Below are 11,804 nucleotides of genomic sequence, written 5' to 3' on the forward strand. Positions count from 1 at the left end.
TGTCTCTCGCCCATCCCCGTGTCGGACGTTGGCGAGGCGATGTCCCGGACTCCGGTCTGAAACGCCAGAAGCCACGCCGGTTTCCCCGCGTGGCTTCTGGTGTGAGTCAATCCGGTAATCAGCAGGCGTGCTGCAGATTGGCGGCGGGGGCGAAGCGCCATTTGTGCAGGCATGAGGTGCCGCAGGAGTTGGAGCATTCGCATTCATCGCCGATCACGACCACGGGCACGGAGCTTTGCTTGCTGACCGTGTCCGTCAGGGATCCGAGAATCTTGCTCGCGGAGGCATTTCCCTTGGTGCCCATGATGATCATGTCGCAGTCATGATCGTGGGCGGCCTTGACGATTGCGTCGGATGTCGCGCCCTGCTCGACCACGATTTCGAACTCCACACCGGCTTCTCTGCATCCATCAACGAAGATGGCAAAAATCTTGCCCATTTCTTCCAGATTCTTGCGGATGATTTTTTCGCGGCCATCAGGACTGATGCGTCCGCTGATCAGACCGTGGGAGTGAAACAGGACAACCTTTGCTCCGCACTGTTTGGCCAGCGCGATGGCGTAACGTTTGGCGCGGCGGCTCGCCTCGCTGTTGTTTACCGGAACCAGAAAAGTTTTGAAGCCTGGCAATTTCATATGAATTTTCTCCCGAGGAATTATTGAGTTGGTTAATCAATCAGTTTGTGCCATGTGTCACAAGAGAGCGTCAAGAAAATTTTTATGCAGTTTTGAAATCCCTGTCAGCACAGATGGTTGGAGGGTTGGGCTTCCTTCCGGGGAGTATTCGCTGAGCCGTGCCGAGCTGGTTTCGAAACGGTCATCTTGGACTATGGAAATGCAACAGCTTCGAGTGTGAAGTATCGACTATGGATATGCGCAACATGCTGCAGAATTAAGCAAGTGCGCTTGCCATTGCCGCGCGATGGGCCTAAATAAGGATCGTTTTACAATCAACCGATATTTCACTTCAGGAGGTGTATTGTGGAAAAAATTCTGATCGTGGGGTGCAAGAACACCATGGATGACGTTTGCATCGGCTGTTCACGCTGTCTGGTGGCCTTCAACAGAAGACAGGGGATCTTTGAGATTTACGAGGGCACCGATGCCGAGATCGTCGGCATGGTCGGCTGCGGCGGATGTCCGGCACCGGCCATAGTGACCCGGCTCATGCAGGTCAAGCTCTGGAACGCACCCATGAACGAAAAACCCACCGTGATCCACATCGCGCCCTGCATTGCCGAGCAGTGTCCCCACAAGGAAGACATCATCAAGAAAATCACGGCCAAGGCCGGTATTCGCGTCATCGAAGGCACGCATCCCTATGTTCCGAAGGATATTTTCGCCTGAAGCCGAAAAAAGGCCGCAGACGCATGAGCGTTACGAGTTTTCTTGAACCTTCGAGGCTCATTGATTTTTTAGAATATACGTGTTTCTGACTATGTCAAAAGAGATGTGATTATAGATAGTTAAGCCTTTATTTACCGAAAGTCGTCAGGAAAGACCTGGCTGCCTTGAAAACACTGCTGCGCATGACCGTTCCTTCATCGAGACGGTCATGCGCTTTTTATGACCTTGTCGGTTTTTGTGTCGTTAGCTGAAATAAATTTTTCGCATCGGCAGAAGTTCCGTCCAATCATGCGCGCCTCTGGTCACTTTGTGACTGGAGGTTTTTTTGTGGCTAAAAATCGATCCTGATGGGTCTTGTAAGCATATATACTTAATTATTTTAAATTTTTTTAACTACTATAAGAATATCATGCAAATTCAGTTGCAGATAAAACATTGGAATAACTTTCAAGCAATGGAGTTTTGAAGTGATATATCGAGTTACTATTATTTTATGTGTTATCATGTCATTGTCTTCATATTCGAATGCAGATAATTCAAATAATAGCGAATCAAATTCGTGGGTTATTTATCTTGCTTTAGATCCGGATAGCGCAAACAGGATAGCATTGATGAATCATGTTGATATAGATTTAAAACAATACCAATATCCTCTTTATGTTGGCTATGTATATTCTCCGGATTATAAAATTGTATATTATAGATCATTCACTCCACTTGTTGATAAAGTATTAAAAAGGTGGTGTGAATATGCATCTAAAGGAGGGTTTAACATTCCAGGGTATGGAAATTATGACAATGGAGATAAAGACTATATTTATGCTGCAAGTATAAATTTGCAACAGTTTGAAGGGTTTGTCGTAATCATGCGAGGTATCGGTGTTGAACCGGACGATGAATGGCGACCGGTGTTTCAGCAAATGTTCACTATTGACGATGACCCTGATGCAACGAGCAGAAAGATGAATAAAATTCCTAAAACGTATTGGCCAGAAAACACTTTACCTGGTCACGAATAGTAAACTGATAATCCGTATTGAATCTGACACCCCAAGGATCACGACAAATCCAAGAACTTCCAAGTCAGCCTGTCAGGTTCTTATTCCTCCGGCGAAGAGGGTGTCGCGTCATCCTTCAACACCTTCGATGGCAGTTACAATTCCGGAGACCGACGTCAGGTCAATCGCGCCACCATCGGCGAGGGCGAGATCATCATTCGCTCCGACCCCGCCACAGGTCTGGAAGGGTTGAATCGGAACTTGAAAAGAGCCCAGCAAATTACCAGGGACTAAAAGACTTCGGTTGTCGTGTATTTCGATAGTTCGGCGATCCGGGAAGTAGCGAGCGGTTTCGAAGGTATCAGAAGCAATCTGGAAAAGCTGGCCCAACTGGTGAAACAGGCGCTGCCCGCTGATCAACGTCTTCAGGACAGCGTGGATAACCAGTTGTCCATCCGGGTTAAGCTTATTGAGAAGGGAATGACCGGTGAGCAGGCCGATGCCGTGCTTCAGAAATATGCCCGTACGCCGACTTGATGGGTGAGATCGGTAAGTTGGTCGAGGCGAAGGGTGGTTGGGACAATCTGGCGGAAGCCGAGGCGCAGGCATTTCTGAATTTATTGATACTGGACTCGCGCTTTGTGACGCTGGTGGCTTCTTCGGATGACAGTCTCTCTGATTCATTCGGGATCGTGGTAAGCAGCGGAAAATTTGTCCTTGGGGCGGTAGTGGGCGGTCTTGAGGCTGCTGGTTCCGACGCGAAGTCGGCGCTTTCCTTTCTCAACGACATGTCCGGCTACATGCTGAACAAGGCAAGAAATTGATATCTCTACTAGCAGGAGGTCCTCAATTTTGCCAAGATCATCAATGACCTTGTCGGCGGGATTGCGTATCTGGTTCAGCGTACGGACGAGGTTGGTCCAGCCATAGTTGGCGGTTTGGAGAAGCAGTAGAATGGTTATTAGGCAGCCTTCAGCGATTATCCTGCTCCGGCAGGCTGTTTAGACTGCCGGAGCAGGATTGAATCTTCACTGAAACAGACCTGTTTTGACCTGGACTGGCGACTCGCTCATGGAATAGCGCTTCACTATGCCCTTATCGTCAAATAGAACTGTCAGCTCTTTTTTTGTACCGGTTGCAGATGTACCGAGCATATTCACAAAGGGTATAAAATTGACTGCATCAGCACTTATTTTTGCCATTTGGTATCTCCATATCTCAAGGCCTCCTTCTGTAAAAGTGGTTGATATGGGGGATCCAAATAAAGAACGAACTTCATCTTTGGTCGTTTTTCCCTCGAAAATTTTTTGTGCGACAGACGCTTCGCTCTCTTTCCGCAGGCTTTTGTTTCCGCTACTCGCACACCCTGTCAGGAGCAGCAGTGAAAGCATTATCACCCCTGCCGTGTAAATTATTTTTCTCACTTTAAACCTCCTTTATTAATAATTTATTTTTATTAATCTCTCCAGATAATTATTTATGTTTTATAAATTTTATGTTTTCTTGTTAAATACAAATATATATAGTATTATAAATTCTTATTTATAATTAAATTTATATAATAATTATAAATAAAATAATGTTTAAATTTTTTAATGCATGCGGATTTGGAAGTATGTTGAGTTAATAATGCTGAGGGGGGCTACTTATGCCTGGCCGATGGCCTGCTCAAGGCCTGTCCTGGCTATGCGGGTATTCCGATTTTTTTGCGTTTCGAGACGCTACACTTGTTTTCGGATTGTTTTTTGGTCGGGATTATTGTGCCTGATTGCGGCGCAGCGAGTACGGTGATGACGGGCGATCGGCATGATCACGATTGCCCGTTGCCTTGTCGGCGCCACCGGTAATACAGGGTATGCATTCCGGGCCCGATGTCCGGACATGAGCGCGAAATCCGGAGGATCGCATGGACGTTGGCAGGAGCAGGCTGCGACAGGCGGTGGAAAAGGGCATTCTTGACGCCGGACAGGCGGAGCGGCTGTGGGAGTTTCTGGAGGCTTCGGCCATGGATACGCCTGGCTTCCGCTTCACACATATCCTCTATTATCTGGGCGGCCTCATGGCCATTGGCGCCATGAGCCTGTTCATGACCCTGGGATGGGAGTCGTTCGGGGGATGGGGGCTCTTTGGCATTGCCGTGGTCTACGCTTTGGCCGGGCTTTTGCTCACCGAAAATTTTCTGCACAAGCGCCGCTTGCCCATCCCGGCCGGGATCATCGCTGCCTTTGTCGTGGCCCTGACTCCGCTGGCGATCTATGGCTTCCAGGAAGCCATGGGCTGGTGGGCCGATGGACGGGTTTACCGCGACTACCATGTCTATATCGACTGGCGCTGGATTTTCATGGAGCTTGGCACCCTGGCCGCCGGGGCGATCATGCTCTGGCGCTACCGGTTGCCGTTTCTGGTCATGCCTGTGGCTGCGACGCTGTGGTACATGAGCATGGATCTGGCGCCCTTCATCTTCGGTCAGGCCGACGTCACCTGGGAGCTGCGCAAGCTCGTTTCGCTCTGGTCCGGCGTGGTCATCACCCTTGTCGCCCTGTGGATCGACATCCGCACCAGGGGTGAAAAAGACTTCGCCTTCTGGCTTTACATTTTCGGGGTCACTGCGTTCTGGGGCGGTCTTTCGCTGATGCGCTCCGACAGCGAGCTGAACAAGTTCCTCTATTTCTGCATCAACATGCTGCTTATCTTCTGCGGCGCAGCGTTGCGGCGCAGGGTTTTTGCCGTTTTCGGCGGCCTGGGCGCGGCGGGCTATCTGGGCTACCTGTCCTGGAACGTCTTCAAGGACAGCCTGCTCTTTCCTTTCGTACTGACCTTGATTGGGCTTGGCGTCATCTGGATGGGCATCATCTGGCAACGCAACGAGAAGGCCATTGCTCAGAAATTGCGCGGATTCCTGCCACTGCCGCTGCGGGATTTGGTGGACCGCCGAGGCTAGCGGGCCAGCGCGATTTTCGCTTCATCAAAACGTGAAAGAGCCGCAGGAAAATTCCCGCGGCTCTTTCACGTTGACCCCAGTGGTCATGGGTCTTCAAATCAGGCTCAAAGCAGCACGATCCGGTCCGGCTCGATGCTGATTTTTTTTTGTTTGTAGAGGCGGCCCAGGGCTTTCTTGAAATTGGACTTGCTGGCCCCGAAGGCGGCGGCGATGTGTTCGGCCGGGCTCTTGTCCGTCAGGTCGGTTGTCCCGCCGCAGGCGGCCAGGTGGGCCAGGATGCGGTCCCCCAGCATGTCCAGGCCGGACATGCCGGGCGGCAACAGGGACAGGTCGATCTTGCCGTCGGGACGGATGGCCTTGACGAAGCCTTTCATGCGCTGGCCGTAACGCAACTCGCCGGGGGCGTCGTCGCGAAAGACCAGCCCGAGGTGGGTGTTGTTGATCACTGCCTTGAAGCCGAGTTCCGAGAATCCGCTGATGAGCAGGTCCACTTCCTGTCCCGGCCTGAATCCTTCTCCTTCTTCGCTCAGGTAGGAGTGCAGCTTGGCTGTGCCCGCCAGACGGCCGGTGCGTTCGTCTATATACACGAGGATGACGTAGGAACGGCCTTCCTCCAGCGCCTTGTACTGTTCGATCGTGGGGACAAAGAGGTCTTTGGGCAGGCCCCAGTCCACGAAGACTCCGGATTTGGTCACGGCCACGACCTTCATGAACGCGCACTGGCCGACTTCGGCCTTGGGTTTGGTCACGCTGCCCGTGAGCACAGTTTCGGAGTCCCGGTACAAAAAGACGCTCAGGCTGTCTCCCACGACCGTGCCAGCCGGAAGCTCGCGCTTTGGCACGAAGACCTCGCCCAGGTTTTCGCCGTCGAGATAGGCGCCGCCTGTGACCAGCTTCATGACTTTAAGGGTCGCTGTTTTGCCGAATTCAATCATGTGAGTTCCTCCCGCGAGATTTTTGCCAGCCCGCTCAAAAATTTTCTCAAGAGCTGATCCCGGCAGTACACGAAATTGCGATGTCCCTGTTTGCGGAATAGGGCGGAGAGTTCGGACTTTGAAATCTCCATGCCGCCAGCGTCCAGAATACGGATCATGTCCGAGTCCTTGAGTTCAAGGGCGATGCGGATCTTGCGCAGGATCAGGTTGTTGTTCAGAGTTTCGGCCGTTTCGGAGGCCAGATCCCGTGCGCCGCGTCTTGAAGTGATCAGCCCGTCCAGAAAAGCGCTCAGCAGCACGTCCGGGCAATCCACGAAACCCGGCTCGTCGTCCTTTTTGAGCAGCAGGTCGAGATCTTTCTGGCTCAATCCGTGTCCGCCCAGAGTGAAGAGCCGGATGACGCCGGCGTTGTCCAGGTTCAATGCATAGCGCAATCGGCGCAGAATGTCGTTGTTGGTCATGTCGAATCCTCGGTGAAAAGCGTCAGGCCTCGCCTACACGGGAAGTTTGCGGCGGTCATCAGGAAATTGCTCCTCCGCAGGGGGAGGAGGAACGTGTTTGTTCTTGACCCTTCGTGTCGGAATGTTAGGTTTTGCTTCATGCGTAAACACTCCTGTCCTGCTTGTCTTTTGTCCCGGGCCGCAAGGGGATTTTTTTCAGTTGTCCTGCCATTTTTTTTGTTTTGGGCCATGATCGGTCTTCTTGGGCCTTGCAAAAACGCTTTCGCCGCCGACAAATCAGTCCAAAAGGTTCGCTTGCAGCTCAAATGGCGGCACCAGTTTCAGTTTGCCGGGTACTACGCAGCCGTTGACCAAGGGTATTTCGAGGACGAAGGCTTGCAGGTGGAGTTGCTTGAGGGCGCGCCTGGCCTTGATCCTTCCGCCAGCCTGGTCTCGGGAGAGGCGGATTATGCAGTTGATTCCCCGGCGATTCTCATCAAGCGTCAGGAGGGCAGGCCCCTGGTCGCCTTGGCCGCAATTTTTCAGCACTCGCCCAATGTCATGATGACACTCAAAGATGCACATCTCGATTCTCCGCACGACCTGCGCGGCAAGCGTATCATGATGACCTCCGCAATGGATCCGGAATGTCTGGCCATGCTCGTCAGCGAGGGCGTTCCCCTTGAGAGCGTGACCGTGGTGCCCCATTCCTGGGATACCGATGATCTTGTGACCGGGCGGATTGACGCCATGAGTGCCTACCTGACCAGCGAGCCCTATCAGATGCAGGAGCGCGGTGTTCCCGCCGCGTTCATCAGGCCCATCAATTACGGAGTGGATTTCTACGGAGACTGCCTGGTCGCGACTGAAGATCAGGTAAAAAGGCATCCGGAACAGGTCGATGCCTTTTTACGCGCCGTGCAGCGTGGCTGGCTGTACGCCATGGGAAACCCGGAGGAAATGGCCAATCTCATTCGTGCCGGGTATTCCTCGGATCTTTCGATGGAGCATCTTCTTTTCGAAGCCAAGACCATGCGCAGGCTGATCCGTCCGGATTTTGTCGAGATCGGCCACATGAACCCCGAGCGCTGGCGGCACATTGCCGGAATTTATGTCAAACTGGGGATGATGAGGCCGGGTTACGACCTGGCTGGATTTCTCTATCCGGAATTCAAGAACAATCTGCTGGCCGGAAAGGATCGAGCCATCCGCATGACCCTGGTTGTGCTGGGAGTCATCCTGTTGGTCGGAACAGCCATCACGGCCCTGCTTTTCGTTTTCAATGCACGGCTCAGCAGGCAGGTGCGCGAGCGTACCGCCGCCTTGTCCGCCAGTGAGCGCAGTTTCAGGGCCTTTTTCGAGATGGCCAGCGTTGGAGTGGCTCAGTTCGAGGGCGTTTCGCAACGATTCATCAAGGTAAACCAGAAATTTTCCGACCTGATGGGATATTCTGCCTCGGAGCTTGGCCATCTCAGCCCGTACGACCTCGTATATCCCGACGACTGGCAGTTATCCGAGGACGCAATGCAGACCCTGGTCACGAAGACGCACAAGGAAATCACCCTGGAGAAACGCTATGTGCGCAAGGATGGGACGGTTTTCTGGGGGCAGGCGACCATATCCCCCCTGTGGGGCAAGGGAGAGTTTCCGGAGTTCTACCTGGCAGTGGTCCGCGATATAACCATGCGCAAGAAGGCCGAGGAAAATCTGATGCTGGCCGCCAAGGTTTTCGAGAACACCGTCGAGGGAATCGTGGTCACCGACGCCAAAGGGACTATTCAACAGGTCAACCCGGGCTTCAGCATCATCACCGGGTACAGTTCTCAAGAGGTCGTGGGCGATAATCCGCGTATTCTCAAATCCGATCGGCACCCGCAGCATTTTTATAAGGAAATGTGGGCCAAACTCGTGGAGGAGGGGCACTGGGCCGGTGAAATCTGGAACCGTCGCAAGAACGGCGAGTCCTATCCCGAATGGCTGACCATAAGCGCGATCAGGAACGAAGCGGGCGAGATCACCAACTATGTCTCGATTTTCCATGACATAACAGAACTCAAACGTCAGCAGGACGCCCTGGAATACCAGGCGCAGCACGACGCCCTGACCGGTCTTCCCAACCGCATCCTGCTGGGCGACCGCCTTCGCATGGCGTTGGCTCAACTCGCGCGCAGCGACGGCAAGCTCGCACTTCTCTTTTTCGATCTCGATAATTTCAAGACCATCAACGACGGCTTGGGGCACGGTGTCGGCGATCAGTTGCTGGTGGAACTCTCCCGCCGTCTTGAAAAACTCTTGCGCAGCGGGGACACCCTGGCCCGATTGGGCGGGGATGAATTCCTGATTCTGCTGCCCGAGATTGAGTCGGTGGATGCTGCCAGCCACATTGCGAACCGAATGCTCGAAGCATTGAAGGCACCGTTTCACCATGGGGATGTCGAGTATTTCGTGACGGCCAGCGTCGGTCTTACCATCGCCCCCGATGACGGGATCGAGGGCGCGAAACTGATCAAGAACGCGGACATGGCCATGTACCGGGCCAAAAGCATGGGGCGCAACAACTATCAGTATTTCACCCCGGAAATGGATGTGGCCGCGCATCGGCGCATTTCCATGGAATACAAGCTGCGCAAGGCCATCGAGGCAGATGAGTTCGAGCTTTTCTACCAGCCGTTGGTGCATATCCAGAGCGGCAAGATTCTCGGGGCCGAGGCGCTCATCCGCTGGCGCAGCGACGGCACGCTCATTTCTCCGGCGGAGTTCATTCCCCTGGCCGAGGATTCCGGGCTCATTCTGCCCCTTGGCGACTGGGTGCTGCGCACAGCCGCGCGTCAAGCCAAGCTCTGGCAGGACGCAGGGCACGACCTGACCATGTCGGTGAACATATCCTCGCGGCAATTCTCCGGGTCGGATTTGGCCATGACCCTGCGCGAGGTTCTGCTGCTTACTGAACTGCACCCTGGAAAACTGTATTTCGAAATTACGGAGTCCATGCTCATGGGCGACGTGGGCAAGGCCGAGTCGACGTTGCTCAATCTGCGAGAAGCCGGGGGAACCTTTTTTCTCGACGACTTCGGGACTGGGTATTCCTCCCTTTCCTATCTGAAGCGCCTGCCCATCGACGGACTCAAGATCGATCGCTCCTTCGTGAAGGACATCACCGATGATCCCGACAGCAGGGCCATTGTCGCGGCCATCGTGTCCATGGCACGGACCCTGAATCTGAGGCTGGTTGCCGAAGGCGTGGAAACCCAGGCGCAACGCAGTCTGCTGGCTTCCATGGGGCCCATAGTGCTGCAAGGCTATCTTGCCAGCCGACCTGTCCCCGCCCAGGATTTTGAGGAGTTGCTGGCCAGGGACGGGCTGCTTTCACCGCTTGTTGCCTGATCCCGGGGCATGGGCACTAGCCCTGACAGGGGATTTTGCTCGGGTCCGGTCAACATGCAGGCAGCTGCTCACCACGTGCGCGCTGAAACGGAAATGATATTCATGCGAAAACTTGCCCGCATTGGCGCCCTGGCGCTGCTCTATGCCTTGCTGCTGGGGGCTGTCCTGTGGAGTGTTCTGGCCGTTTATTACGGCGATCTGCCGCAGTTCTGGCGTATTCCAGCCGCAGCGGCGGCAGGGGCACTGCTGCTGGGGTCCCTCATGCTGCGTGGGCAGAGGATGCGCCTGACCGTTTTCGGTCTCGTGTTTTCCCTGATTCTGGTCTGGTGGTTTGCCCTTGAACCGTCGAACACCAGGGACTGGCAGCCCGATGTCGCCATCCTGCCGCGTGCAGAAATCAATGGCGACCTGATCACTCTGCGTAATATCCGCAATTGCGAATACAGTTCCGAAACCCGGTATGGCGTCAACCATTATGACAAGACGGTGCGCCTCTCACAGCTCAAGGCCGTGGATCTTTTTCTGGTTTACTGGGGTTCGCCGCTCATTGCCCACACCATGCTCAGCTTTCAATTCGGGGATGACGACTTTGTCTGCGTCTCCATCGAGACCCGCAAGACAGTTGACGAGGAGTATTCGGCGTTGCGCGGATTCTTTCGGCAGTACGAACTGATTTATGTACTGGGCGACGAGCGCGATCTGGTCCGTCTGCGCACCAATTTTCGCAATGAGGACGTGTATCTGTATCGGCTGGCTTTCAACCAGGACGTTGCCTGTCCTGTTTTTCTGCAATATCTCAAAAAGATAAACGAGCTTTATGAAAATCCGCAGTGGTACAACGCTCTTTTCAGCAATTGCACGACAAATATCCGCGCGCATGCGCTGACCTATACCCGCGATGCCCGCATTGACTGGCGCATCCTCGTCAATGGGTTTGTGGACGAGATGGCCTACGAGCGCGGCATGCTGGATACCCGCGTCCCCTTTGCCGACCTGCGGAGGCTCAGTCTCATCAATGCGCGTGCCAAGGCACTGGGTGATGATCCGGACTTTTCCCTGCGCATCCGTGAAGGACTCTTGGCACCCGGTTCCAGCAATTCTTTTTGAGTTCAAGTTCGAACGATGTTCTCAGCAGTAAGAATCAGGGATTTTGCTTTGTAGCCAGTCGCCTTTTTTCGTTTCGGAGGCGGTCTTCCGGCCCATCAACGACGAAGCCCGGCTTTTGGCCGGGCTTCGTCGTTGATGGCTGCGCGCACTGATCCACGCTGGTGAAAGGCTCAGATCCTGAATTTGCCGACCATGGCATTGAGGTCGCGGGCAAGTCCGCTCAGACTTTCGGAACTGGCCTGCACCGCCTCGGCCGACTGGGCGATGGCGCCGGAGGCTTCGTTCACGGAAGAAACTTCCTTGGCGATGTTACGGGTCACGGCCTCGGCCTGGGACACGTTCTCGTTCACTTCCTGCACGCCCTGGGAGGCCTGACCGACATTGTCGGCGATGTCACGGGTCGTGACGGACTGCTCCTCGACGGCGGCCGCGATGGTGCCGACGATGGAGTCCACTTCGTTGATGACCTGGCTGACCTGCTGGATTTCCGAAACCGTGACCCCAGTCGCGCCCTGGATGCCCTGGATCTTGCCCCGGATTTCCTCTGTTGCGCGAGCGGTCTGCATGGCCAGTTCCTTGATCTCGTTGGCTACAACCGCAAACCCGCGCCCGGCTTCACCGGCCCTGGCCGCCTCGATGGTGGCGTTGAGGGCC

At 54.2% G+C, this 11,804-nt stretch carries 12 protein-coding genes; 7 read left to right on the forward strand and 5 right to left on the reverse strand.

Annotated elements, in window-relative coordinates; all coding sequences use genetic code 11:
* Window positions 1–118: 118 nt before the first annotated feature.
* Entirely contained in the window at window positions 119–634 is a 516-nt protein-coding gene (locus CVU60_14230; GenBank protein PKN40832.1) for a hypothetical protein, read from the reverse strand.
* Window positions 635–979: 345 nt separating this feature from the next.
* Between CVU60_14230 and CVU60_14235 the strand changes: the two genes are divergently transcribed.
* The 4 genes from CVU60_14235 to CVU60_14250 all read left to right on the forward strand — a co-directional run bounded on the left by CVU60_14235 (window position 980) and on the right by CVU60_14250 (window position 3,167).
* Window positions 980–1,345, forward strand: a complete 366-nt coding sequence (locus tag CVU60_14235) for a metal-binding protein (GenBank protein PKN40833.1) — start codon at window positions 980–982, stop codon at window positions 1,343–1,345.
* Window positions 1,346–2,181: 836 nt separating this feature from the next.
* Entirely contained in the window at window positions 2,182–2,364 is a 183-nt protein-coding gene (locus CVU60_14240) for a hypothetical protein (protein ID PKN40834.1), read from the forward strand.
* 288 nt (window positions 2,365–2,652) lie between these two features.
* Window positions 2,653–2,880: a hypothetical protein gene (locus CVU60_14245; protein ID PKN40835.1), complete on the forward strand. Its 228-nt coding sequence runs from the start codon at window positions 2,653–2,655 to the stop codon at window positions 2,878–2,880.
* On the forward strand, window positions 2,880–3,167 hold the full coding sequence (locus CVU60_14250) for a hypothetical protein (GenBank protein ID PKN40836.1): 288 nt from the start codon (window positions 2,880–2,882) through the stop codon (window positions 3,165–3,167). Before CVU60_14245 ends, CVU60_14250 begins: the two co-directional genes overlap by 1 nt.
* A 204-nt stretch (window positions 3,168–3,371) precedes the next feature.
* On the opposite strand, the gene CVU60_14255 is transcribed toward CVU60_14250, so the two are convergent.
* Window positions 3,372–3,734 (reverse strand): hypothetical protein, encoded by a 363-nt coding sequence (locus tag CVU60_14255; GenBank protein PKN40846.1) that lies wholly within the window; start codon window positions 3,732–3,734, stop codon window positions 3,372–3,374.
* Between the two features lie 515 nt (window positions 3,735–4,249).
* On the opposite strand from CVU60_14255, the gene CVU60_14260 reads away from it, so the two are divergent.
* Complete coding sequence (locus tag CVU60_14260) at window positions 4,250–5,284, forward strand: DUF2157 domain-containing protein (GenBank protein ID PKN40837.1); 1,035 nt, start codon at window positions 4,250–4,252, stop codon at window positions 5,282–5,284.
* A 104-nt stretch (window positions 5,285–5,388) separates the two neighbouring features.
* On the opposite strand, the gene CVU60_14265 is transcribed toward CVU60_14260, so the two are convergent.
* Together CVU60_14265 and CVU60_14270 are read right to left on the reverse strand one after the other, a co-directional pair.
* Window positions 5,389–6,219: a GntR family transcriptional regulator gene (locus tag CVU60_14265; protein PKN40838.1), complete on the reverse strand. Its 831-nt coding sequence runs from the start codon at window positions 6,217–6,219 to the stop codon at window positions 5,389–5,391.
* Window positions 6,216–6,680: a DUF1456 domain-containing protein gene (locus CVU60_14270; GenBank protein ID PKN40839.1), complete on the reverse strand. Its 465-nt coding sequence runs from the start codon at window positions 6,678–6,680 to the stop codon at window positions 6,216–6,218. Before CVU60_14270 ends, CVU60_14265 begins: the two co-directional genes overlap by 4 nt.
* 138 nt (window positions 6,681–6,818) lie before the next feature.
* Between CVU60_14270 and CVU60_14275 the strand changes: the two genes are divergently transcribed.
* Window positions 6,819–10,043, forward strand: coding sequence for a diguanylate cyclase (locus tag CVU60_14275; GenBank protein ID PKN40840.1), 3,225 nt, complete (start codon window positions 6,819–6,821; stop codon window positions 10,041–10,043).
* Window positions 10,044–10,052: 9 nt separating this feature from the next.
* Window positions 10,053–11,150: a hypothetical protein gene (locus CVU60_14280; GenBank protein PKN40841.1), complete on the forward strand. Its 1,098-nt coding sequence runs from the start codon at window positions 10,053–10,055 to the stop codon at window positions 11,148–11,150.
* Between the two features lie 170 nt (window positions 11,151–11,320).
* Here the strand turns inward: CVU60_14280 and CVU60_14285 are convergent.
* The coding region (locus CVU60_14285) for a histidine kinase (GenBank protein PKN40842.1) at window positions 11,321–11,804 on the reverse strand (484 nt) is incomplete at its 5' end.

Source organism: Deltaproteobacteria bacterium HGW-Deltaproteobacteria-18 (assembly GCA_002841885.1).
Lineage (GTDB): Bacteria > Desulfobacterota > Desulfovibrionia > Desulfovibrionales > Desulfomicrobiaceae > Desulfomicrobium.

Excerpts from the sequence above, each read along its gene's own strand:
- CVU60_14230 (PKN40832.1), bottom strand. The coding sequence starts at position 634 with ATGAAATTGCCAGGCTTCAAAACTTTTCTGGTTCCGGTAAACAACAGC.
- CVU60_14250 (PKN40836.1), top strand. The coding sequence starts at position 2,880 with ATGGGTGAGATCGGTAAGTTGGTCGAGGCGAAGGGTGGTTGGGACAAT.
- CVU60_14255 (PKN40846.1), bottom strand. The coding sequence starts at position 3,734 with ATGCTTTCACTGCTGCTCCTGACAGGGTGTGCGAGTAGCGGAAACAAA.
- CVU60_14260 (PKN40837.1), top strand. The coding sequence starts at position 4,250 with ATGGACGTTGGCAGGAGCAGGCTGCGACAGGCGGTGGAAAAGGGCATT.
- CVU60_14265 (PKN40838.1), bottom strand. The coding sequence starts at position 6,219 with ATGATTGAATTCGGCAAAACAGCGACCCTTAAAGTCATGAAGCTGGTC.
- CVU60_14270 (PKN40839.1), bottom strand. The coding sequence starts at position 6,680 with ATGACCAACAACGACATTCTGCGCCGATTGCGCTATGCATTGAACCTG.
- CVU60_14275 (PKN40840.1), top strand. The coding sequence starts at position 6,819 with ATGCGTAAACACTCCTGTCCTGCTTGTCTTTTGTCCCGGGCCGCAAGG.
- CVU60_14280 (PKN40841.1), top strand. The coding sequence starts at position 10,053 with ATGGGCACTAGCCCTGACAGGGGATTTTGCTCGGGTCCGGTCAACATG.